This is a genomic window from Cupriavidus taiwanensis (genome assembly GCF_900250115.1).
Classification (GTDB): domain Bacteria; phylum Pseudomonadota; class Gammaproteobacteria; order Burkholderiales; family Burkholderiaceae; genus Cupriavidus; species Cupriavidus taiwanensis_B.
Map to the genome: position 1 here is coordinate 128562 of NZ_LT984803.1, position 23813 is coordinate 152374.

The 23813-nt window shown below is 68.7% G+C and carries 22 protein-coding genes; all 22 read left to right on the forward strand.

The window, feature by feature from the left end; genetic code table 11:
* The first annotated feature begins 65 nt into the window (after positions 1 to 65).
* Complete coding sequence (locus CBM2586_RS00650; protein WP_115663323.1) at positions 66 to 542, forward strand: PaaI family thioesterase; 477 nt, start codon at positions 66 to 68, stop codon at positions 540 to 542.
* 59 nt (positions 543 to 601) lie between these two features.
* Positions 602 to 1783 (forward strand): isovaleryl-CoA dehydrogenase, encoded by a 1182-nt coding sequence (locus CBM2586_RS00655; protein ID WP_115663322.1) that lies wholly within the window; start codon positions 602 to 604, stop codon positions 1781 to 1783.
* 121 nt (positions 1784 to 1904) lie between these two features.
* The gene (aceK, locus tag CBM2586_RS00660; protein ID WP_115663321.1) at positions 1905 to 3752 is read left to right on the forward strand and encodes a bifunctional isocitrate dehydrogenase kinase/phosphatase; all 1848 of its coding nucleotides are present in this window, start codon (positions 1905 to 1907) and stop codon (positions 3750 to 3752) included.
* Positions 3749 to 4420, forward strand: coding sequence for a carbonate dehydratase (gene can, locus CBM2586_RS00665; RefSeq protein ID WP_115663320.1), 672 nt, complete (start codon positions 3749 to 3751; stop codon positions 4418 to 4420). Before aceK ends, can begins: the two co-directional genes overlap by 4 nt.
* A 51-nt stretch (positions 4421 to 4471) precedes the next feature.
* Positions 4472 to 5650 (forward strand): acetyl-CoA C-acetyltransferase, encoded by a 1179-nt coding sequence (locus CBM2586_RS00670; protein ID WP_115663319.1) that lies wholly within the window; start codon positions 4472 to 4474, stop codon positions 5648 to 5650.
* A gap of 203 nt (positions 5651 to 5853) precedes the next feature.
* A complete protein-coding gene (locus CBM2586_RS00675) occupies positions 5854 to 6534 on the forward strand; it encodes an SDR family oxidoreductase (protein WP_062796281.1) in 681 nt (226 codons plus the stop codon).
* A gap of 31 nt (positions 6535 to 6565) precedes the next feature.
* Positions 6566 to 7696 (forward strand): acyl-CoA dehydrogenase family protein, encoded by a 1131-nt coding sequence (locus tag CBM2586_RS00680; RefSeq protein ID WP_058698937.1) that lies wholly within the window; start codon positions 6566 to 6568, stop codon positions 7694 to 7696.
* 93 nt (positions 7697 to 7789) lie between these two features.
* Positions 7790 to 8446 (forward strand): 2-hydroxychromene-2-carboxylate isomerase, encoded by a 657-nt coding sequence (locus CBM2586_RS00685; protein ID WP_115663317.1) that lies wholly within the window; start codon positions 7790 to 7792, stop codon positions 8444 to 8446.
* Entirely contained in the window at positions 8443 to 9129 is a 687-nt protein-coding gene (locus CBM2586_RS00690) for an HAD family hydrolase (RefSeq protein ID WP_115686610.1), read from the forward strand. Before CBM2586_RS00685 ends, CBM2586_RS00690 begins: the two co-directional genes overlap by 4 nt.
* A complete protein-coding gene (locus CBM2586_RS00695) occupies positions 9126 to 9584 on the forward strand; it encodes a YchJ family protein (protein ID WP_115663315.1) in 459 nt (152 codons plus the stop codon). Before CBM2586_RS00690 ends, CBM2586_RS00695 begins: the two co-directional genes overlap by 4 nt.
* Positions 9581 to 10270, forward strand: a complete 690-nt coding sequence (locus CBM2586_RS00700) for a glutathione S-transferase family protein (protein WP_115686611.1) — start codon at positions 9581 to 9583, stop codon at positions 10268 to 10270. Before CBM2586_RS00695 ends, CBM2586_RS00700 begins: the two co-directional genes overlap by 4 nt.
* A gap of 64 nt (positions 10271 to 10334) precedes the next feature.
* The gene (locus CBM2586_RS00705; protein ID WP_115686612.1) at positions 10335 to 11942 is read left to right on the forward strand and encodes a carboxyl transferase domain-containing protein; all 1608 of its coding nucleotides are present in this window, start codon (positions 10335 to 10337) and stop codon (positions 11940 to 11942) included.
* Between the two features lie 39 nt (positions 11943 to 11981).
* Positions 11982 to 12878, forward strand: a complete 897-nt coding sequence (locus CBM2586_RS00710) for a dienelactone hydrolase family protein (protein WP_115663312.1) — start codon at positions 11982 to 11984, stop codon at positions 12876 to 12878.
* Positions 12879 to 12921: 43 nt separating this feature from the next.
* The gene (locus CBM2586_RS00715) at positions 12922 to 13710 is read left to right on the forward strand and encodes an enoyl-CoA hydratase/isomerase family protein (protein ID WP_115686613.1); all 789 of its coding nucleotides are present in this window, start codon (positions 12922 to 12924) and stop codon (positions 13708 to 13710) included.
* Between the two features lie 322 nt (positions 13711 to 14032).
* Positions 14033 to 15451, forward strand: a complete 1419-nt coding sequence (gene bioA / locus CBM2586_RS00720) for an adenosylmethionine--8-amino-7-oxononanoate transaminase (protein ID WP_115686614.1) — start codon at positions 14033 to 14035, stop codon at positions 15449 to 15451.
* Positions 15441 to 16655, forward strand: a complete 1215-nt coding sequence (bioF, locus tag CBM2586_RS00725; protein ID WP_115686615.1) for an 8-amino-7-oxononanoate synthase — start codon at positions 15441 to 15443, stop codon at positions 16653 to 16655. Before bioA ends, bioF begins: the two co-directional genes overlap by 11 nt.
* Positions 16652 to 17395 (forward strand): dethiobiotin synthase, encoded by a 744-nt coding sequence (gene bioD / locus CBM2586_RS00730; RefSeq protein ID WP_115663308.1) that lies wholly within the window; start codon positions 16652 to 16654, stop codon positions 17393 to 17395. Before bioF ends, bioD begins: the two co-directional genes overlap by 4 nt.
* Before the next feature lie 20 nt (positions 17396 to 17415).
* Positions 17416 to 18438: a biotin synthase BioB gene (gene bioB, locus CBM2586_RS00735; RefSeq protein WP_115663307.1), complete on the forward strand. Its 1023-nt coding sequence runs from the start codon at positions 17416 to 17418 to the stop codon at positions 18436 to 18438.
* Between the two features lie 82 nt (positions 18439 to 18520).
* Positions 18521 to 20551: an acetyl/propionyl/methylcrotonyl-CoA carboxylase subunit alpha gene (locus CBM2586_RS00740; RefSeq protein ID WP_115663306.1), complete on the forward strand. Its 2031-nt coding sequence runs from the start codon at positions 18521 to 18523 to the stop codon at positions 20549 to 20551.
* Between the two features lie 221 nt (positions 20552 to 20772).
* Positions 20773 to 21678 (forward strand): fimbrial protein, encoded by a 906-nt coding sequence (locus tag CBM2586_RS00745; protein ID WP_172587046.1) that lies wholly within the window; start codon positions 20773 to 20775, stop codon positions 21676 to 21678.
* 172 nt (positions 21679 to 21850) lie between these two features.
* Entirely contained in the window at positions 21851 to 22792 is a 942-nt protein-coding gene (locus CBM2586_RS00750; protein WP_115686617.1) for a 2-hydroxyacid dehydrogenase, read from the forward strand.
* 63 nt (positions 22793 to 22855) lie between these two features.
* Positions 22856 to 23791, forward strand: a complete 936-nt coding sequence (locus tag CBM2586_RS00755; RefSeq protein WP_115686618.1) for a hydroxymethylglutaryl-CoA lyase — start codon at positions 22856 to 22858, stop codon at positions 23789 to 23791.
* Positions 23792 to 23813 lie beyond the last annotated feature (22 nt).

Genomic DNA, 23813 nt, shown 5'->3' on the forward strand with positions numbered 1-23813 from the left:
GAATAGCCGGACAGCGCGTTGGCCGTGCGCTGCCCGTCCAGACTGGCCCCACACCGGAACCCGCCATGACCGCCTCCCTCGCCCATGCCGTGCCCGCTGAACCGGAACCGCTGCCCGCCGCGCGGGCCGACGCCATTGCCACCAGCTTCTCGCGCCAGGGGCTGATGCGGACCTTCGGCGCCGAGCTGGCGCGCGTGCAGCGCGGCGAGGTCGAACTGGCGATGCCGTGGTCCGAGGGCGTGACCCAGCAACACGGCTTTTTCCACGGCGGCGTGGTCGGCGCGCTGGCCGACAGCGCCTGCGGCTATGCCGCGCTGACTCTGGTCGGCGAAGAGGAGGCGGGGCTGACCGCCGAATACAAGATCAACCTGCTGTCCCCCGCCCAGGGCGAACGCCTGGTGGCGGTGGGGCGGGTGCTCAAGCCCGGGCGCACGCTGATCGTGGCCCAGGGCGATGTCTACGTCGAGCAGCAAGGCCGCCGCAAGCCGGTGGCGACCATGCTGATGACGCTGTGCGTGGTCAAAACGCTGGGCCACGTCTGAACCGATCGATCCGGCGATCCCGGAACCCACCGACACACCGATTCCTACAGGAGACCATCATGACTGAATTGCCAGGGCTGAAATTCGATCTGGGCGAAGACATCGAAATGCTGCGCGGCGCCGTGCGCGACTGGGCGCAGGCCGAACTGGCCCCGCGCGCGGCCGAGATCGACCGTACCGACCAGTTCCCGATGGACGCCTGGAAGAAGATGGGCGACCTCGGCGTGCTCGGCATCACCGTGGCCGAGGAGTACGGCGGCGCCAACATGGGCTACCTGGCGCACATGATCGCGATGGAGGAAATCAGCCGCGCCTCGGCCTCGGTGGGGCTGTCGTACGGCGCGCATTCCAACCTGTGCGTGAACCAGATCCACCGCAACGGCACGCCGGCGCAGAAGGCGAAGTACCTGCCGAAGCTGGTCTCGGGCGAATGGATCGGCGCGCTGGCGATGAGCGAGCCCAACGCCGGTTCCGACGTGGTCAGCATGAAGCTGCGCGCGCAACTGAAGGGCGACCGCTACGTGCTGAACGGCACCAAGATGTGGATCACCAACGGCCCGGACTGCGACGTGCTGGTGGTCTACGCCAAGACCGAGCCCGAGCTGGGCGCGCGCGGCATGACCGCCTTTATCGTCGAAAAGGGCATGAAGGGCTTCTCGGTGGCGCAGAAGCTGGACAAGCTGGGCATGCGCGGCTCGCACACCGGCGAGCTGGTGTTCGAGGACGTGGAAGTGCCGGTCGAGAACATCCTGGGTGCCGAGAACGGCGGCGCCAGGGTGCTGATGAGCGGCCTGGACTACGAGCGCGCGGTGCTGTCGGGCGGCCCGGTCGGCATCATGCAGGCGTGCATGGACGTGGTCACGCCGTATATCCACGACCGCAAGCAGTTCGGCCAGAGCATCGGCGAATTCCAGCTGATCCAGGGCAAGGTGGCCGACATGTACACCACGCTGCAGGCGGCGCGCAGCTACCTGTACACGGTCGGCAAGAACCTCGACGCGCTCGGCAGCGACCACGTGCGCCAGGTGCGCAAGGACTGCGCCGCGGTGATCCTGTACACCGCCGAGAAGGCCACCTGGATGGCGGGCGAGACCGTGCAGATCCTGGGCGGCAACGGCTATATCAATGAATACCCGGCCGGGCGCCTGTGGCGCGACGCCAAGCTGTACGAGATCGGTGCCGGCACCTCGGAGATCCGCCGCATGCTGATCGGGCGCGAGCTGTTCGCGGAAACGATGTAACGGCGGGCGGGGACGCCGGAATCACCTCCGGCGTCCCCGGACATCCGGGGCCCTGGCCCGGAACCCATTTACAATCTCACTACCCGTCGCAAGACCCTCACGCAGTCGCCCCCGTCGACCCATGTCCCACTTCCCCAAACTGCTCTCCTCGCAGATTGCCTACGATGTGGCGAGAACGATGCTCGACGGGTTCGACAAGCACTACCGCCTGTTCCGCGAGGTCAGCCACCAGGCCAAGCTGAAGTTCGAGGCCGGCGACTGGCACGGGCTGCAGCAGATCCAGCGCGACCGCATCGCGTTCTACAACGAGCGCGTGCGCGAATCCAGCGTGATCCTGGAAGACGAATACGACGCCGAGAACATCGAGGACGAGATCTGGCAGCAGATCAAGCTGCACTACATCGGGCTGCTGACCAACCATCACCAGCCCGAGCTGGCCGAGACCTTCTTCAACTCGGTGTGCACGCGCATCCTGCACCGCTCGTACTTCAACAACGATTTCATCTTCGTGCGCCCGGCGATCTCGACCGAATACATCGAGAACGAGGAATCGCCGACGCGCCCGACCTTCCGCGCCTACTACCCGGGCAGCCGCGACGGCATGGCCGCGTGCTTCGAGCGCGTCGTCCACAACTTCCAGCTCGAGCGCCCGTTCGAAGACCTGCCGCGCGACATCGGCTACGTGGTGCGCGCCGTCGGCGAGCATTTCGGCGACCTGCGCATCGCGCCGAATTTCCAGATCCACACGCTGTCGTCGCTGTTCTTCCGCAACAAGGCGGCCTTCATCATCGGCCGCATCCTGAACGGCGACCGCACCTTCCCGCTGGCGATCCCGATCCTGCACGGGCCCTCGGGCAAGCTGGTGCTCGACACCGTGCTGCTGAAGAAGGAACAGCTGCTGATCCTGTTCTCGTTCACGCATTCCTACTTCATGGTCGACATGGAGATCCCGTCGGCCTACGTGACCTTCCTGCGCGACATCATGCCGCGCAAGCCGCGCGCGGAGATCTATACCTCGCTGGGCCTGCAGAAGCAGGGCAAGAACCTGTTCTACCGCGATTTCCTGCACCACCTGCAGCATTCGTCGGACCAGTTCATCATCGCGCCCGGCATCCGCGGGCTGGTGATGCTGGTGTTCACGCTGCCGTCGTACCCTTATGTGTTCAAGGTGATCCGCGACGTGATTCCGGCGCCCAAGGAAACCACGCGCGAGCTGGTCAAGTCGAAGTACCAGCTGGTCAAGCAGCACGATCGCGTCGGCCGCATGGCCGATACCCTCGAATACTCCGACGTGGCGTTCCCGCTGTCGCGCTTCGACGAGGCGCTGGTGCGCGAGTTCGAGCAGCTGGCCCCGTCGATGATCGAATACCAGCGCGCCAAGGACGGCGGCGAAGAGATCGTGGTGCGCCACGTCTATATCGAGCGCCGCATGACGCCGCTGAACATCTACCTGCAGGAGGGTTCCGACGCGCAGGTCGAGCACGGCGTGATCGAATACGGCAACGCGATCAAGGAGCTGATTGCGGCGAACATCTTCCCGGGCGACATGCTGTACAAGAACTTCGGCGTGACGCGCCACGGCCGCGTGGTGTTCTACGACTACGACGAGATCGAGTACCTGACCGACTGCAACATCCGCCACGTGCCGCAGCCGCGCAACGAGGAAGAGGAGATGTCGGGCGAAGTCTGGTACACCGTGCGCCCGCACGACATCTTTCCCGAGACCTTCCGCACCTTCCTGCTGGGTGACGCGCGCGTACGCGCGGCGTTCCTGCGTCACCATGCGGATTTTTTTGACCCTGCCATGTGGCAGAGCCACAAGGACCGGCTGCTGGCCGGACATGTCCATGACTTCTTTGCCTACCACGCTTCAGAACGATTTATTCACCGCTACGGCGCTGCCACCGGGCCGTCCGTCAATCAGGCCGACCCGCAGCCCGCCGCCGGCCCTGCAAGGAGAGTCGCATGAATGACGCCATCGCCCAGCTGTTTCGCAACAACCGCGACTGGGTCGACCGCGTCAACGCGGAAGACCCGGCCTTCTTCACCCGCCTGGCCAACCAGCAGGCGCCGGAATACCTGTGGATCGGCTGCTCCGATTCGCGCGTGCCGGCCAACCAGATCCTGGGCCTGGCCCCGGGCGAGGTGTTCGTCCACCGCAACATCGCCAACGTGATCGCGCACAGCGACCTGAACGCGCTGTCGGTGATCCAGTTCGCGGTGGAGGTGCTCAAGGTGCGCCATATCACCGTGGTCGGCCACTACGGCTGCGGCGGCGTCAAGGTCGCGCTCAAGCGCGAGCGCATCGGCCTGGCCGACAACTGGCTGCGCCATGTGCGCGACGTGGCCGACAAGCATGAGTCCTACCTCGGCACCATCCTGCGCGAGGAAGACGCCCACACCCGGCTGTGCGAGCTCAACGTGATCGAGCAGGTCAACAACGTCTGCCAGACCACCGTGATCCAGGACGCCTGGTCCCGCGGCCAGGCCATCACCGTGCACGGCTGGATCTACGGCGTGTCCGACGGCCTGCTGCGCGACCTCGGCATGGCCGCCAGCAACAACGACGAGCTGCACGAGCAGCTGGCCGCGGCCTACCGCCAGTACGGCGAGCCGCCGCAGGCGTCGATCCGCTGACCCCCCTATCCGCCACCAACGCTACCTAGCTACCGATCCAGGAGACCCGAGATGGAAGAGATCGTCATCGTTTCAGCCGCCCGCACGCCGATGGCTGCGTTCCAGGGCGAATTCGCCAGCGTCACCGCGCCGCAGCTGGGCGCCACGGCTATCCGCGCCGCGGTCGAGCGCGCCGGGATCAAGCCCGAGCAGGTAGAGGAAGTGGTGTTCGGCTGCGTGCTGCCAGCCGGCCAGGGACAGGCCCCGGCGCGCCAGGCCGCGCTGGGCGCGGGCCTGCCGCTCAGCGTGGGCTGCACCACCGTCAACAAGATGTGCGGCTCGGGCATGCGCGCGGCCATGACGGTTTATGACGGCTTGCTCGCGGGCTCGTTCGACATTGCCGTGGCCGGCGGCATGGAAAGCATGACCAATGCGCCCTACCTGATCCCCAAGGGCCGCGGCGGCTACCGCATCGGCCACGGCATGATCTACGACCACATGATGCTGGACGGCCTGGAAGACGCGTATGACAAGGGCCGCGCCATGGGCACCTTCGGCGAGGACTGCGCCGCCAAGTACGGCTTCACGCGCCAGCAGCAGGACGAGTTCGCGATGGAAAGCGTGCGCCGTGCGCAGCAGGCCACCGAGAACGGCGATTTCCGCTGGGAGATCGCGCCGGTGACGGTGGCGGGCAAGGGCGGCGACACCGTGATCGACACCGACGAAGGCCCGCGCCGCATCAAGCTCGACAAGATCCCGTCGCTCAGGCCGGCGTTTGCCAAGGACGGCACCATCACCGCGGCCTCGTCGTCGTCGATCAACGACGGCGCCTCGGCGCTGGTGATGATGCGCGCCTCCACCGCGAAGGCGCTGGGCCTGCAGCCGATCGCGCGCATGCTGGGCCACACCACCCACGCGCAGGCGCCGGGCTGGTTCACCACCGCGCCGGTCGAGGCCATCGCCAAGCTGTACCGCAAGCTCGACTGGAGCACCGACAGCGTCGACCTGTTCGAGATCAACGAGGCCTTCGCCGTGGTGCCGATGGCAGCGATGCACGATCTCAAGATCCCGCGCGACAAGGTCAATATCCACGGCGGCGCCTGCGCGCTGGGTCACCCGATCGGGGCCTCGGGCGCGCGCATCATGACCACGCTGATCGGCGCGCTGCGCAAGACCGGCGGCAAGCGGGGGGTGGCGAGCCTTTGCATCGGCGGTGGGGAGGCGACGGCGGTGGGGATCGAGCTGCTGTAACGCACGTTCGCTAACCGCTTGGATTTCCCCCTCTCCCGCTCGCGGGAGAGGGGCCGGGGGAGAGGGCAGAAGCCGGCCAAGCACGACAGGCTTCACTTCGTGGCAACGCCGGCCCTCTCCCCCAACCCCTCTCCCAAAGGGAGAGGGGAGCCGTACAGAGGCAGTTTGCTTAACCTGTGCGTACCCAGAACAAGGAGCAACCCTTGCCAACCGCCCTCATCCTCGGTGCCTCGCGCGGCATCGGCCTTGAATTCGTGCGCCAGTACCGTGCCGACGGCTGGCGCGTCATCGCGGCGGCGCGCACGCCCGAAGGCGTCGGTGCGCTGGAGGCGCTTGGCGCCGAGGCGCACCAGGCTGACCTGTCCGATGCCGGCGCGGTGGCGGGCCTGGGCTGGAAGCTCGACGGCGAGGCGCTCGACGTGGCGGTCTACAACGCCGGCGTGATGGGGCCGCGCACCGAGAGCGCGCAGCCGGTCACGCCGCCAGAGTTCGACCGCGTCATGCACGTCAACGTGCTCGGGCCGATGATGGCGCTGCCGTTGCTGCTGCCCTATGTCGAGGCCGGGCAGTCCGGCCACGGCGGCGTGCTGGCGGTGCTGTCGTCGCGCATGGGCAGCATCGGCGCGATGGAGCACAGCACCAGCTGGCTGTACCGCGTCAGCAAGGCGGGCGCCAACGCCGCGCTGCGCGCGGTGGCGCTGGACGCGCGCCACGCTACCTGCGTTGCGCTGCATCCCGGCTGGGTCAAGACCGACATGGGCGGCCAGGAAGCCGACCTGACCGTGCAGCAGAGCGTCAAGGGCATGCGCCAGGTGCTGGCCAGCGTCAAGCGCCGCGACAACGGCACCTTCCACAACTACGACGGCACGCCCATCCCCTGGTAAGGGCGTGCGCACAACCCAACCCCGAACCGACATGCTGCTGACCCCCGAACAGGAAATGATCCGCGACGCCGTGCGCCAGTTCGCGCAGGAGGTGATCGCGCCGCAGGCCGCGCAGTGGGACCGCGACAAGACCTTTCCCAAGGACGTGCATCGGGAACTGGCGGCGCTGGGTGCCTATGGCGTGGCCGTGCCGGAAGAATACGGCGGCGCCGGCCTCGACTACCTGTCGCTCGCGCTGATCCTGGAAGAGATCGCGGCCGGCGACGGCGGCACTTCCACCGTCATCAGCGTCAACAACTGCCCGGTGTGCAGCATGCTGATGTCGTTCGCCAGCGAGGCGCAGAAGCAGCAGTGGCTGGTGCCGCTGGCGCGCGGCGAGATGCTCGGCGCGTTCTGCCTGACCGAGCCGCACGTCGGCTCCGATGCCTCGGCGCTGCGCACCACGGCGGTCCGCGACGGCGATCACTACGTGCTCAACGGCGTCAAGCAGTTCATCACCAGCGGGCAGAACGCCGACGTGGCGATCGTGCTGGCGGTGACCGACAAGGCCGCCGGCAAGCGCGGCATCAGCGCCTTCATCGTGCCGACCTCGACCCCGGGCTACGTGGTCGCGCGGCTCGAGGACAAGCTTGGCCAGCATTCGTCGGACACCGCGCAGATCCTGTTCGAGGATTGCCGCGTGCCGGCCGCGAACCTGCTCGGCGACGAGGGCGGCGGCTACAAGATGGCGCTGTCGGGGCTGGAGGGCGGCCGCATCGGCATCGCCTCGCAGAGCATCGGCATGGCGCGCGCCGCGTTCGAGGCGGCGCTGGCCTATGCCAAGGAACGCGAGAGTTTCGGCCAGCCGTTGTTCCAGCACCAGGCGGTGCAGTTCCGCCTGGCCGAGATGGCCACGCGCATCGACGTCGCGCGCCAGATGGTGTGGCACGCCGCCGCGCTGCGCGATGCCGGCCGTCCCTGCCTGAAGGAAGCGGCGATGGCCAAGCTCTTCGCCAGCGAGATGGCGGAGCGGGTCTGCTCCGACGCGATCCAGGTGTTCGGCGGCTATGGCTACGTCAGCGACTTCCCGGTCGAGCGCATCTACCGCGACGTGCGCGTGTGCCAGATCTACGAGGGCACCAGCGACATCCAGAAGATCCTGATCGCGCGCGCGCTGGCCTAGCGCCGCCATTTGCGCGTACGATGAGCAGGCGTGCCGCGCCGGCGTCACGTATTCCCGCAACCGGACCTGCCACCACAAGAATAGGGCCCCGACATGACCGCAGCGATCGACTTCTACTTCGATTTCTCTTCGCCGTACGGCTACTTCGCCAGCACCCGTATCGACGACCTGGCGCAGAAGTACGGGCGCAACGTCGCCTGGCATCCGATCCTGCTGGGCGTGGTGTTCAAGACCACCGGCGCGTCGCCGCTGCCGCAGCTGCCGCTCAAGGGCGACTACAGCTGGCGCGACTTCGAGCGTACCGCGCGCTTCCACGGCATCGACTACAAGCGTCCCACGCATTTCCCGCTGCCGACCACGCATGCCGCGCGCGCCATGCTGTGGCTGCAGAACCATCACGGCGACGACCTGGCCGCGGCCTTTGCCCGTTCGGTGTACCGCGCGCTGTTCGTCGACGACATCAACATTGCCGAGCCGGCCGAGATCATGAAGCTGGCCGAGCCGCTGGGCGTGGACGTGCAGGCGCTCGATGCCGGCGCCAGCAGCTACCAGATCAAGGACCAGCTCAAGGCCGAGATCGAGGTGGCGATGGCCAAGGGCGTGTTCGGCTCGCCCTTCGTCATCGTCGACGGCGAGCCGTTCTGGGGCTTCGACCGCTTCGACCAGGTCGAGGCCCACCTGAAGAGCCGCCGCCAGACCGAGCTCCGGGCCGTGCCCAACCTCGATACCAAGGAAAAGAAACCCGCATGACTGCAGCAACCCCCGGCCATTCCGGCCGCTTCGATTGTGTGATCTTCGATTGCGACGGCGTGCTCGTCGACAGCGAGCCCATCGTCAACCGCGTGCTCAACCAGATGCTGAACGAACTCGGCATCGAGATCTCGCTGGAAGACTCCACGCGCCTGTTCCTGGGCCGCGCGGTGCGCGAAGAGCTCGACATGATCGAACGCATGCGCGGCGCGCCGCTGCCCGAGAACTGGCTGTCGACCTGGCTGGCGCGCCGCAATGCGGTGCTGGAAGAAGAGGTTGTGGCGGTGGCGCATGTGCGCGAGGCCATCCGCGCGGTCGCGGCCACCGGCATGCCGGTGTGCGTGGCGTCGGGCGCGGACCGCGTCAAGGTCAAGCTGCAGCTGACCAAGACCGGGCTGGTCGAGCTGTTCCAGCAGGACCAGCGCGAGCATATCTTCTCGGCCACCGAGGTGGCGCGCAGCAAGCCGGCGCCGGACGTGTACCTGCTGGCCGCGCGCACCATGGGCGTCGAGCCGGCGCGCTGCGCCGTGGTGGAAGACAGCCCGACCGGCGTGACCGCGGGCGTGGCGGCCGGCATGACGGTGTTCGGCTACGCCGCGCGCAACGATGCCGCGCAACTGCGTGAGGCCGGCGCGCGCACCATCTTCACCGACATGCGCGAGCTGCCGGAGCTGGTGGGATGACGGGCGCGAAGGCGGCCAGGGCGGCCAAGGTCCCGCAGCGCCTGCCCAAGGCAGGGCCGGTGCCGTGCCCGTGCGGCAGTGCGGACTATGACGCCTGCTGCGGCCGCTTTCACCGCGGCGAGGCGCTGCCGCCCAATGCCGAGGCGCTGATGCGCTCGCGCTACAGCGCCTATGTGCTGAACGACCTCGGCTGGCTGCGCCAGACCTGGCATGCGTCTACCTGCCCGCCCGACCTGGTGCCCGACACCGCGACGCGCTGGCTCGGCCTGACGGTCAAGGCGCATGCGCAGCAGGACGACACGCATGCCGAAGTGGAATTCGTGGCGCGCTACAAGGTAGGCGGGCGCGCCTGGCGGCTGCATGAGCGCAGCCGCTTTGTCTGCGAGGCGCGCGCCCCGGGCGAGCTGCCGCGCTGGCTTTATGTGGATGGCGACATCATCGGGGAGGCACCATGAGCATCGACAAGCAGAAAGAGCCGGAGTACCTGCTGTATTGCTTTGCCCAGTCCGGCAACGCCTACAAGGTGGCGCAGCTGCTCGAAACCGTCGGCGTGCAGCGCGGCCAGCCGCCGCATCAGCCACTCTGGCGGGCGCGCTTTGTCGATTTCTTCAACGGCGAGACCCGCACCCCCGAATACCGCGCCATCAACGTGATGGGCGAGGTGCCGGTGCTGGAGTTCGCCGGCCAGCGCCTGTCGCAGTCCGGCGCCATCCTCGAGACGCTGGCCGCGCGGCTGGATGCGTTCGGCCCGCGCAACGAAGCCGAGCGCGCCGAGGTGCTGCGCTGGCTGCTGTTCGACAACCACAAGTTCACCTCGTACACCGCCACCTACCGCTTCATGCGCAACTTCGCCAGGTCGCCCGATGCCGCCGTGCTGGAGTTCTTCCGCGCGCGCTGCGAAGGCGCGTGGAACATACTGAACGCACACCTGGCCGGGCGCGACTTCGTGCTGGGCGAGCGCCCCACCATCGCCGACTTCTCGCTGGCGGGCTACGTTTTCTTCGATGACGAGATCGGCGTGCACTGGCGCAAGGAATATCCGCATATCCATGCGTGGACCGAGCGCTTCCGCGCGTTGCCGGGCTGGAAGCATCCCTACGACCTGATGCCGGGGCATCCGTTACCCAAGGCCGCCGGCTGAGCCCGGCCGCGGCAGCACGGCGGCAGGCGGCGCACAACCCTATCTGGCAGCGAGAGACTCCGAGATGCCCACGCTCGAAACCAAACTGAACGTCCGCTCCGAATCGTTCAAGGCTAATGCCGAGGCCATGCGCGCGCTGGTGGCCGACCTCAAGGCGAAGATCGCGAAGCTGGCCGAAGGCGGCGGCGCGGCCGCACGGGACAAGCACCTGGCGCGCGGCAAGCTGCTGCCGCGCGAGCGCGTGCAGCAGCTGCTCGACCCGGGCACGCCGTTCCTGGAGCTGTCGCAGCTGGCCGCGTACGACATGTACGACGATGCCGCGCCGGGCGCCGGCATCATCACCGGCATCGGCCGCGTGGCCGGGCAGGAATGCGTGATCGTCTGCAACGACGCCACCGTCAAGGGCGGCACGTATTACCCGATGACGGTCAAGAAGCATGTGCGCGCGCAGGAGATCGCCGAGGAGAACCACCTGCCGTGCATCTACCTGGTCGATTCCGGCGGCGCCAACCTGCCCAACCAGGACGAGGTCTTCCCCGACCGCGACCACTTCGGCCGCATCTTCTACAACCAGGCCAACCTGTCCAAGCGCGGCATCCCGCAGATCGCGGTGGTGATGGGCTCGTGTACCGCGGGCGGCGCCTACGTGCCGGCGATGAGCGACGAATCGATCATCGTCAGGAACCAGGGCACCATCTTCCTGGGCGGCCCGCCGCTGGTGAAGGCGGCCACCGGCGAGGAGGTCAGCGCCGAGGACCTGGGCGGCGCCGACGTGCATACGCGCCTGTCCGGCGTGGCCGACTACTTCGCGCAGAACGACCACCACGCGCTCAGCCTGGCGCGCAATATCGTGCAGCACCTGAACCGCCGCAAGCCGGACCAGATCCGCCTGCACCAGCCGGTCGAGCCGCTGTACCCGGTGGAGGAGCTGTACGGCGTGATCCCGACCGACACGCGCAAGCCGTACGACGTGCGCGAGGTGATCGCGCGCCTGGTCGACGGCTCGGAGTTCGACGAGTTCAAGGCGCGCTATGGCACCACGCTGGTATGCGGCTTCGCGCGCATCTGGGGCTATCCGGTCGGCATCGTTGCCAACAACGGCATCCTGTTCTCGGAGTCGGCGCTGAAGGGCGCGCACTTTATCGAGCTGTGCTGCCAGCGCAAGATCCCGCTGGTGTTCCTGCAGAACATCACGGGCTTCATGGTGGGGCGCAAGTACGAGAACGAAGGCATCGCCCGCAACGGCGCCAAGATGGTGACGGCGGTGGCGACCGCGCAGGTGCCTAAGTTCACGGTGATCATCGGCGGCTCGTTTGGCGCGGGAAACTACGGCATGTGCGGCCGTGCGTATTCGCCGCGCTTCCTGTGGATGTGGCCGAACGCGCGCATCTCGGTGATGGGCGGCGAGCAGGCCGCGAGCGTGCTGGCGACGGTGCGCCGCGATGGCATCGAAGCCAGGGGCGGCCAGTGGAGCGCGCAGGAAGAAGATGCCTTCAAGCAGCCGATCCGCGACCAGTACGAGCACCAGGGCCACCCGTACTACGCCAGCGCGCGGCTGTGGGACGACGGCGTGATCGATCCCGCGCAGACGCGCACGGTGCTGGGACTGGGCCTGTCGGCCAGCCTCAATGCGCCGATCGACGAGATGAAGTTCGGCGTGTTCCGCATGTAAGCGTGTAACGCTCCACCGCCCGATATTGCCTGACCCCCGATGCGCCGCGCCGCCCGCCTGTTTCACCGCCTCGCCCTGGCCACGGTGCTTGCCCTGCTGGCACCGCTGTGCGGGCATGCGCAGATGGCGAACGACAACGGCCAGTCGGCGGCGCGCGTGCGCTTCCAGGAGCAGGTGGTGATGCTGCCCAAGGCCGCGATCCCCTCGCGCATCGACCTGGAAGCGACGGTGTTCAAGCCGCCCGGCGCCGGGCCGTTCCCGCTGGTGGTGATCAACCACGGCAAGGCGCCGGGCCGGCCCGCCATGCAGGGGCGCGCGCGCTTCCCGGCGCAGAGCGTGGAGTTCCTGCGCCGCGGCTACGTGGTGGTGCTGCCGATGCGGCAAGGCTTTGCGCGCTCGGGCGGCGCCTATATCGGCGGCAGCTGCGACATCGAGACCAATGGCATGATGCAGGCCGACGACGTAGTCGCCACGCTCGACTACATGGCCACGCAGCCCTATGTCGACATGGACCGCATCGTCGTGATCGGCCAGTCGCACGGCGGGCTGACCACCATGGCATTCAGCACCATCGCCTATCCCGGCGTGCGCGGCGTGGTCAACTTTGCCGGCGGGTTGCGCAACCTGAACTGCCCGGACTGGGAAGAGCGCCTGGTCGATGCCTTCGCCAGCTACGGCAGCGTGGCGCGCTACCCCTCGCTGTGGGTCTATGGCGAGAATGACAGCTACTGGCCGGTGCCCTTGCCCGGCCGCATGTTCAACGCCTTCAAGGCGCGCGCCAGCGGTCCCGCGGCGCAGGCCCGGCTGGTCGACGTGGGCGAGTTCGGCGCCGACTCGCACCGCCTGTTCAGCGCGCGCGAAGGCATCCCGGTGTGGCTGCCGGAGGTGGGCGAGTTCTTTCGCTCGCTGGGGCTGCCCTTCGATCCGGGCGCCTGAGCCGCATCATCCCTATCCGCCATATCCGCCAACGGAGCGAACCATGGAATTCACTGCCCTGACCGTCAATATCGCCAACCACGTCGCCACCGTCACGCTGAACCGGCCCGACGTGCGCAACGCCTTCAACGAGACCGTGATCGCCGAGCTGACCGGCGCCTTCCGCGCGCTGGGCGACATGGACGAGGTGCGCGCCATCGTGCTGGCCGGCAGCGGCCCGGCCTTCTGCGCCGGCGCCGACCTGAACTGGATGAAGAAGATGGCGGGCTACTCCGACGACCAGAACCGCGCCGATGCGCTGACGCTGGCGCAGATGCTGCACACCATCTGGTCGTGCCCGCGCCCGGTGATCGCGCGCATCCAGGGTGACACCTATGCCGGCGGCATGGGCCTGGTGGCCGCATGCGATATCGCGGTGGCGGCCGAGCATGCGCATTTCTGCCTGTCCGAGGCGCGCCTGGGCCTGCTGCCCGCCACCATCGGCCCGTACGTGATCCGTGCCATGGGTGAGCAGGCCGCGCGCCGCTACTTCATCACCGCCGAGCGCTTCGACGCGGCCGAGGCGCTGCGCCTGGGCCTGCTGCATGCGGTGGTGCCGGCCGAGGCGCTCGACGCCAAGGTTGCCGAACTGACCGCCGCGCTGGTGGCCAACAGTCCCAATGCCGTGCGCGAGAGCAAGCGGCTGGTGCAGGACATCGCCGGGCGCGCCATCGACAACGACCTGCTGGCGGATACGGCAGAGCGCATCGCCAGCATCCGGGCGTCGGAAGAGGGACGCGAAGGGGTGAAGTCGTTCCTGGAAAAGCGCACGCCGTCGTGGCGGCCGGCTTGAAGAAGTCATCCTTGCAGCTTGTTTGCTCCCCTCTCCCGCGCGCGGGAGAGGAGAGCCTCCCACGGCATGCGACAGCGCGACGCAGCAAATAAAGAGCGCGCGCGATTGCGTGGAGATGGCGGCACGCTAGCCACAAGCGCAGTGCTTCTTGCTAGCAAACTTCGCTAAATCCCGTCAAAGCGGCGCTAACGGGAAAATTCCCGCGACGTTGCCAAGGCGCGGAAGTCGTCCCTACCATGACCCTCCCAATCCGCCCGCGACCAGCGCGCCGACCGGCCCCGCCGGCAGCGCCAGCGCGGACGGCCAACCAAGGAGGGCTATCTTGGACCACCTGTCCCTTTCCCCAGGCAGCGCACCGGCGCTGGGCGAGCGCAGCCGCGCTGCCGTCTGGCACCCGTGCACGCGCCTGCGCCCTGCCGACGACGCCGTGCCGCTGGCGATCGTGCGCGGCGAAGGCCCGTGGCTGCACGACGCCGACGGCCAGCGCTATTTCGATGCCACCAGCTCCTGGTGGGTCAACCTGTTCGGCCACGCCAATCCGCGCATCAACGCCGCGCTGGCAAGCCAGCTGGAGACGCTCGAGCATGTGATGCTCGCCGGCTGCACGCATGCGCCCGCGGTGGAGCTGGCCGAGCGCCTGTCGGCGCTGACCGGCGGCGCGCTCGGCAACGTCTTCTACGCCTCGGACGGCGCCTCGGCGGTCGAGATCGCGCTGAAGATGAGCTTCCACTACTGGCGCAACACCGGCCTGCCGGCCAAGCGCGAGTTCGTCTGCCTGCGCCACGGCTACCACGGCGAAACCGTGGGCGCGCTCGCCGTCACCGACGTCGAGATCTTCCGCGACGCCTACGACGCGCTGATCCGCCGCGCCCATGTGGTGATGTCGCCCGATGCGCGGCAGGCGCGGCGCGGCGAGTCCGCCGCCGAGGTGGCGGCGCGCGCGCTGGCGGCGCTGGAGGCGCTGCTGCGCGAGCGCGCCGGCGCCATTGCCGCGCTGATCGTCGAGCCGCTGGTGCAGGGCGCCGCCGGCATGGCGATGCATGACCCGTGCTATCTCGACGGCGTGCGCGCGCTGTGCGACCGCTACCGCGTGCACCTGATCGCCGACGAGATCGCGGTGGGGTGCGGACGCACCGGCACCTTCTTCGCATGGGAGCAGTCGCGCGGCACCGAGGCGCCGCTGCCCGCGCATGCCTGGCCGGATTTCCTGTGCCTGTCCAAGGGCATCAGCGGCGGCTACCTGCCGCTGTCGCTGGTGCTGTCGCGCCCGGAAATCCAGCGCGCCTTCGTCGCCGATGACGTGGCGCGCAGCTTCCTGCATTCGCATTCGTACACCGGCAACCCGCTCGCCTGCCGCGCGGCGCTGGCCACGCTGGACCTGTTCGCGCAGGACCAGGTGCTGGCGCGCAACCGCGAGCGCGCGCAATGGCTGGCCGACGGCATGGTCGCGCTGGCCGCCGACGCGCGCGTGCACCACGTGCGCCAGCGTGGCCTGATCTGGGCCGCCGACGTGCGCGACGAGGTTGCCGACGGCGCCGGCTTCGCCGCGCGCTTCCACCATGCCGCGCGCGCGCGCGAGCTGCTGGTGCGCCCGATCGGCAATACGCTCTACGTGATGCCGCCCTATGTCTTCGACGCCGCGCAGGCGCGCTGGCTGGGTGAACGGCTGCTGGCCACGCTCGACGACGTCACCGCGCATGTGACCGGGACCGCCGGCAAGGAGGTGCGCCATGCTGCTTGAACAACTGCAGCAGGCCGCGCAGCAGCGCCACGCGCTTGCGCTGACGCGGCGCCGCCGCGTCGCCCACACCGCCTGCGCGCCGCACCAGGCCGTGGGCGAGGACGGGACCGCGCCGGAATCGCTGCTGACCTTCTGCAGCAACGATTACCTCGGGCTGGCCAACCACCCGCAAGTGATCGCCGCGCTGGTGGAAGGCGCGCAGCGCTACGGTGCCGGCAGCGGCGCCTCGCACCTGGTCAGCGGTCACTCGCTCGCGCACGCTCAGCTGGAAGCGGAACTGGCACGCTGGTTCGCGCCGCACATCGCGCAGGCGCGCACGCTGTATTTCTGCACCGGCTACATGGCCAATATGGCCGTGCTGACCGCGCTCGGCGCGGCCGGGGCGACGCTGTTCTGCGAGTCGCTCAACCATGCGTCGCTGATCGACGGCGCACGGCTGGCGCGGGCCGAGGTGCAGCGCTACCCGCATTGCGACACCGCTGCGCTGGAAGCGCTGCTCGCGGCCAGCACCAGCGAGCGCAAGCTGATCGTCACCGACAGCGTGTTCAGCATGGACGGCAACGTCGCGCCGCTGCGCCAGCTGCTGGCGCTGGCCGAGCGTTACGACGCGTGGATCGTGGTCGACGATGCCCACGGCTTCGGCGTGCTCGGCGAGCAGGGGCATGGCGTGCTGGAAGCGCTTGGACTGTCGTCCGAACGCTTTATTTACATCGGCACGCTCGGCAAGGCGGCCGGCGTCGCCGGCGCCTTTGTCGCCGCGCACGAGACCATCATCGAGCACCTGGTCAACACCGCGCGGCCGTATATCTACACCACGGCCGCGCCGCCCGCGGTCGCGCACGCGCTGCTGGCCAGCCTGGCGCTCATCGAAGGCGACGAGGGCCGGCAACGGCGGACGCAACTGGCGCGCTGCATCGCCACGCTGCGCGAAGGGCTGGCCCAGCTGGCCGCGATCGCGGGCTGGACCCTGGGCGACAGCCAGACCGCGGTGCAGCCGCTGATCGTCGGCGACAACGGTGCCGCGCTGGCGCTGTCGGCCACGCTGGAAGCCGACGGCATCCGCGTCGGCGCGATCCGTCCGCCGACCGTGCCGGAGGGCACCGCGCGGCTGCGCATCACGCTGTCGGCGGCGCACACCGAAGCCGATGTGCGGCGCCTGCTCGAGGCACTGAGCGCCGCGGTGGCGCAGCGGGAGGCCGCATGAGTGCCCGGACTCCCTTCGCCTGCTTTGTCACCGGCACCGATACCGGCGTCGGCAAGACCCACGCCAGCGCCGCGCTGCTGCATGCGCTCCATGGTGCCGGCTACCGCACCGCCGGCATGAAGCCGGTGGCCAGCGGCAGCGAATGGCGCGACGGCCACTGGCACAACGACGACGTGGCGCAGCTGCGCGCCGCCAGCTCGGTCGCGGTGCCGCTCGGCCAGACCTGCCCGTTCCTGCTGCGCACGCCGTGCTCGCCGCACCTCGCGGCGGCGCAGGAAGGCGTGCGCATCACGCGCGCGCCCATCCGTGCCGCCTTCGACGCGCTGCGCCGCCAGGCCGACGCCGTGGTGGTGGAGGGCGTGGGCGGCTTCAACGTGCCGCTCGACGCCGGCGCGGTGCGCTGGAACACCGCCGACCTCGCCGTGATGCTGAGCGTGCCGGTGGTGCTGGTGGTCGGCATCCGGCTCGGCTGCCTGAACCACGCCGTGCTGAGCGCCGAAGCCATCCGCGCGCGCGGCCTGCCGCTGGCCGGCTGGATCGCCAACCGGGTCGACCCGGACATGCTGCTGGCCGACGAGAACATCGCCACGCTGCACGCCGCGCTGGACGCGCCGTGCCTGGGCGAGTTGCCGTGGCAACTGGCGCCCGCCGCCGCCGCCGCTGCCGGCCGGCTCGAGCTCGCGCCGCTGCTGGCCGCCGCCACCCGCTACCAGGCCGAGGCCGCCGGCCTGGCTGCCTGACAACAAAAATTCCATTGATCATGACCCAAGCCCACACCGTTACCACCATCTCCGCCGAATCGCTGCGCCAGACCGCGCGCCAGCATGCCTTGCCCGACGACGCCAGATGGCGTGTCGATGACGTTGCCGCGCTGTTCGCGCTGCCGTTCAACGACCTGCTGTTCCGCGCCCAGCAGGTGCACCGCGAGCACTTTGATGCCAACACCGTGCAGCTGTCGACGCTGCTGTCGATCAAGACCGGCGGCTGCGAGGAGGATTGCGGCTACTGCCCGCAAAGCGCGCACCACGACGCCGGTGTCAAGGCCGAGAAGCTGATGGCGCTGGACGAGGTGCTGGACGCCGCGCGCGCGGCCAAGGCCAACGGCGCCACCCGCTTCTGCATGGGCGCGGCCTGGCGCAGCCCCAAGGACCGCCACCTGGAGCCGGTGATGGACATGGTGCGCGAAGTCAAGGCGATGGGCCTGGAGACCTGCGTCACGCTGGGCATGCTCAAGTCCGAGCAGGCGCAGCAGCTCAAGGAAGCCGGCCTGGACTACTACAACCATAACCTCGACACCTCGCCAGAGTTCTACGGCAAGATCATCACCACGCGCACCTACCAGGACCGGCTCGACACCATCGGCCATGTGCGCGACGCCGGCATCAACGTCTGCTGCGGCGGCATCGTCGGCATGGGCGAGTCGCGCGAGGCGCGCGCCGGCCTGATCGCGCAACTGGCCAATATGGACCCGTATCCGGAATCGGTGCCGATCAACAACCTGGTGCAGGTCGAAGGCACGCCGCTGGCGGGCACCGAGGCGCTGGACCCGTTCGAGTTCGTCCGCACCATCGCGGTGGCGCGCATCACCATGCCGCAAGCGATGGTGCGCCTGTCCGCGGGCCGCGAGGCCATGGATGAAGCGCTGCAGGCGCTGTGCTTCATGGCCGGCGCCAATTCGATCTTCTACGGCGAAAAGCTGCTGACCACCGGCAACCCGCAGGCCGACCGCGATCGCGCGCTGCTGGCCCGCCTCGACATCCGCGCCGAAGGCTACGCGGGGTAACTCGGGCTAACGTCGCAGGAAAGTGCCCGCTGGACGGCGCGCCGCCGTAATATCCCGGTTACCGGGATAACAAGGAGGGCGCATGTTCAACAAGATCCTGATCGCCAACCGCGGTGAAATCGCCTGCCGCGTCGCCGCCACCTGCCGCCGGCTGGGCATCCGCACCGTCGCGGTGTATTCCGATGCCGATGCCGAGGCGCGCCACGTCGCCTTCTGCGACGAGGCCGTGCATATCGGCGGCGCCGCAGCGCGCGACAGCTACCTGCGCGCCGACCACATCATCGAGATGGCGAAGGAGACCGGCGCCCAGGCGATCCACCCGGGCTACGGTTTCCTGTCCGAGAACGAAGCCTTCGCCGAGGCCTGCGCCGCGGCCGGGCTGGTCTTTATCGGTCCGCCGGCATCGGCCATCCACGCGATGGGCAGCAAGAGCGCGGCCAAGCAGCTGATGGAACAGGCGTCGGTGCCGCTGGTGCCGGGCTACCACGGCGAAGACCAGGACCCGGCGCTGCTGCGGCGCGAGGCCGACCGCATCGGCTATCCAGTGCTGCTCAAGGCCAGCGCGGGCGGCGGCGGCAAGGGCATGCGCGTAGTCGAGTCGGGCGAGGGCTTCGAGGCCGCGCTGGCGTCGGTCAAGCGCGAGGCCAGCGCCAGCTTCGGCGACGACAAGGTGCTGGTCGAGAAATACCTGACCCGTCCGCGCCATATCGAGATCCAGGTGTTCGCCGATACTCACGGCAACTGCGTCTACCTGTTCGAGCGCGATTGCTCGGTGCAGCGCCGGCACCAGAAGGTGCTGGAGGAAGCGCCCGCGCCGGGCATGACCGAGGAGCGTCGTCGCGCCATGGGCGAAGCGGCGGTGGCCGCCGCCAAGGCCGTGGGTTATGTCGGCGCCGGCACGGTAGAGTTCATCGCCAACCAGGACGGCTCGTTCTACTTCATGGAGATGAACACGCGCCTGCAGGTCGAGCACCCCGTCACCGAGATGATCACCGGCCAGGACCTGGTCGAATGGCAGCTGCGCGTCGCCGCCGGCGAGCCGTTGCCGCTGGCGCAGGAGCAGCTGCGCATCGACGGCCACGCGCTGGAGGCGCGCATCTACGCCGAGAACCCCGACAAGCAGTTCCTGCCGTCCACCGGCACGCTGCGCTTCCTGCGCACGCCGCCGGCGGTGCAGTTCATGCGCGGCGACGGGGTTGACGGAAACCCGCACGGCCCGGCCGGGGTGCGCATCGACGCCGGCGTGCGCGAGGGCGACACCATCAGCCCGTTCTACGATCCGATGATCGCCAAGCTGATCGTCTGGGGCAAGGACCGCGACGAGGCGCTGGCGCGCATGCGCCAGGCGCTGGCGGCCTACCACGTGGTGGGGCTGTCGACCAACGTGGCGTTCCTGCAGCGGCTGGTGAAGTCCGAGGCGTTCCGCACCGCCGACCTCGACACCGGGCTGATCGGGCGCAACGAGGCGGTCCTGTTCCCGCCGCCCGCGCCGGTCGGCATGGAGCTGATCGCGCTGGCGGTGGCGGCGCTGCTGGATCGCGAGGCGCGCGAATTGCGCATCGATGCCGCCGATCCGCACTCGCCGTGGACCCACGCCGGCGCCTGGCGGCTCAATGGCGGCGCGTCGCGCACGCTGCGCTTCGGCTATGGCGCGCAGGTGCTCGACGTGAAGCTGGACAGCAATGCACGCGGCAGCACGCTGATCTACGCCGACCAGGCCGCGCCCTTTGCCTATACCTGCCAGGCCGACGATCTCCGCGTCAACCTCGGCACGCGGCGCGCGCACGGGCAGGTGCATGCCGACGGCGATACCTTCCACGTCTTCTACGCCGCCCGGCATGTGAGCCTGGCGTGGCTCGACCCGCTCGCGCATGCGGGCGAGGCCGAAGGCGAGGGCGGCAAGCTGACCGCGCCGATGCCGGGCAAGGTCATCGCCGTGATGGTCGAGGCCGGCAGCACGGTCACGCGCGGCACCCCGCTGCTGGTGATGGAGGCGATGAAGATGGAACACACCATCAGCGCGCCGGCCGATGGGGTGGTCAGCGAAATCCTGTACGGCGTTGGCGAACAGGTGGCGGAAGGCGCCCAGCTGCTCGCGTTCGAAGGGGGCTAGACGGTCGGTCGCCGGACCGGCGCAAGCGCCGGTGGCCGGCCGCGGCAGCGGGGGGCGATCGCCGCAATATGACTTTTCCCGCCTGAGGTTGAGACGTTGCCTACGCATTGGCTCGATGTATCGTGGCTAGAATTGCGGACCTTCCGTATGTCGCTCCGCATCCGATGCTGCCAACGTCTTGCCGGATCCTCTTCTGGGCTTTACTGGTGTCCGGCCACGCCATGGCTTGTACCGGGAACGCGGTCACCTCGACCATCGCGTTGCCAGCCAGCCTGACCGTTGCGCGGGACCTGCCGCTCGGCAGCATCCTGTTCGACACCGGCTGGGTTGGGAGCAGTTCAGCGTATATCGAATGCGGGCCCCTCGAAATATGGAGCCATGGCTATGCCATGCCGATGACGCCGGCGGCTGGCGTCGGCGTCTATGAAACCGGCGTGCCGGGCATCGGCATTCGGGCCGGGTGGTCGAACACGCTCAGCGTGCAGCCAGCCGACATCACCCAGTCCATGCTGCAGAACTGGCCGCGTGCGCAGCAGACGCTGCCCAACATGCAGGGCGTCTATCTGCCGCCCGCGCTGTATCGGGTCCAGCTGCTCAAGACCGGACCGATTACGCCGGGCGTGATTGCGTTCCAGAATCCCACCGCGACCTCGATCTATGGCGGCATTGTCGCCACCTCGACCAACTTCACCAGTACGCAGGTCAATATCCGCACGGCAGGCTGCCGTGTTACCAATAGCAACCTCATCGTCGAGCTGCCGAGCGCAAGCCTGAACAGCTTTGGCGGCGTCGGTTCGACGCAGGGCGCGACACCGTTCAGCATTCCGCTGGTGTGCGATGCCGACATCAGCATTGCCTACGAACTGGACGGCACGGCGGACGCATCGAATGCCCCGGGCGTGCTGGCAAACCAGGCCGGCAGCGGCATGGCCACCGGCGTCGGGGTCCAGGTGCTGCAAGGCAGGACGCCGGTGGCGCTGGGTGTGGTGTCGTCTCCGTATGTGCGGACCACCAGCGACAACGAGGCCGTCAGCATTCCGATGACCGCACGGTATTTCAAGACCAGCCAGGTCGTGACCAGCGGACGCGTGAACGCGATTGCGACGCTGAACATGAACTACCAGTAGCGGCCCCGCGCCGCCTGGCGCCGCTGTACGAGCCCGGCGAGCCGCAGCAATCCAGGAGATGCCCCGCCAGCGCGCGGGGCATTTTCCATGGGCGGCGCGCCCGCCACCCGCCCCCGCGGCGCATTCCTCTGCCAAAATAGCCCCTTGAACCACCAGAGTCGCTGGAGACATCATGAAGTTGCAGTTGTACGTTCCGGATGGCCGTTACCAACCATGGATCGAAGGCTTCGCCGAGGCGCTGCCGGAGGCCACCTGCGTGACCTGGGACGACAGCCGTGGCGAAGCTGCCGATTACGCCGTGGTGTGGCGCCCGCCGGTCGAGATGCTGCGCGGCCGCACCGACCTGAAGGCGGTGTTCAACCTCGGCGCCGGCGTCGACGGCATCCTGCGCCTGCGCGACCAGGACCCCCAGGCGCTGCCGGCCGGCGTGCCGATCGTGCGGCTGGACGACGCCGGCATGGCCGCCCAGATGGCCGAATACGTCACCTCTGCCGTGCTGCGCTATTTCCGCCGGCTGGACGATTACGCCGCCCAGGCGCAGGCCGGCAAGTGGAAGTTCCTCAAGCCGCACCGCCGCGAAGACTTCACCATCGGCGTGATGGGCGTCGGCACGCTCGGCACGCATATCGCACGCACGCTGGCCGGCTTCGGCTTTCCGGTACGCGGCTGGAGCCGCACCGCGCGCGCCATCGAGGGCGTGGTGGGCTTCCACGGCGATGCCGGCCGCGCGCCGTTCCTGGACGGCCTGCGCGTGCTGGTCAATGTGCTGCCGCTGACGCCGCAGACCGAGAACATCCTCAACGGCGAACTGTTCGGCAAGCTGGCGCAGGGTGCCTACGTGATCAATGTCGCGCGCGGCCAGCACCTGGTCGAAGCCGACCTGCTCGCGGCGGTGCAGGCCGGCCAGCTCGCGGGCGCGACGCTGGACGTGTTCCGCACCGAGCCGCTGCCCGCCGGGCATCCGTTCTGGCAGGAGCCGCGCATCACCATTACCCCGCATATCTCGGCGCTGACGCTGCGCGAGGACAGCATCGCGCAGATCGCCGGCAAGATCCGCGCGCTGCGCGCCGGCCAGCCGATCGCGGGCGTGGTCGACCTGCAGCGCGGCTATTGAGCGCCGCGCCAGCCGCCATGCAAGCCAACCATACCCCCACTGGATAAACGACAGGAGACAGCCATGACCATGCCGAACTACGTGAAGATCGTTGAAGTGGGCCCGCGCGACGGCCTGCAGAACGAAAAGGCAATGGTGCCGACGGACGTGAAGGTCGCGCTGATCAACCAGCTCACCGACGCCGGCTTCGTCAACATCGAGGCCGCCTCGTTCGTGTCGCCCAAATGGGTGCCGCAGATGGCCGACGGCGCCGACGTGATGGCGCGCATCCAGCGCCGAGCGGGCACGCTGTATTCGGCGCTGACGCCGAACATGAAGGGCTTCGAGGGCGCGATCGCGGCCGGCGCCGACGAGGTGGTGATCTTCGGCGCGGCCAGCGAGGCGTTCTCGCAGAAGAACATCAATTGCTCGATCGCCGAGTCGATCGCGCGCTTCGCGCCGGTAGCGGCCGCGGCCAAGGAGCAGGGCGTGCGCCTGCGCGGCAGCATCTCGTGCGCGCTCGGCTGCCCCTACCAGGGCGAGGTGCCGGTCAGTTCGGTGGTCGACGTGGTGCGGCGCATGCGCGAGCTGGGCTGCGACGAGATCGACATCGCCGACACCATCGGCGTGGGCACGCCGGTGCGGGTGCAGGAAGTGATGCGCGCCGCGGCGGCGGAGTTTGCGCTGGACCGGCTCTCCGGCCATTTCCACGATACCTACGGCCAGGCCCTGTCCAACATCCTGGCCAGCCTGGAAGTGGGCGTCGCGATCTTCCATGCCTCGGTCGCGGGGCTGGGCGGCTGCCCCTATGCCAAGGGCGCCACCGGCAACGTCGCCACCGAGGACGTGCTCTACATGCTGCACGGCATGGGCATCCACACCGGCATCGACCTGGAAGCGGTGGTGCGCGCCGGCGACTACATCTCGCAGGCGATCGACCGCGCCAACAGTTCGCGCGTGGGCCGTGCCCTGCTGACCAAATGGGCCGCCGCCAGCGACGCGGCACCGGCCTGCGTGTAAAGCGCGCGGCCGCACACAGGAG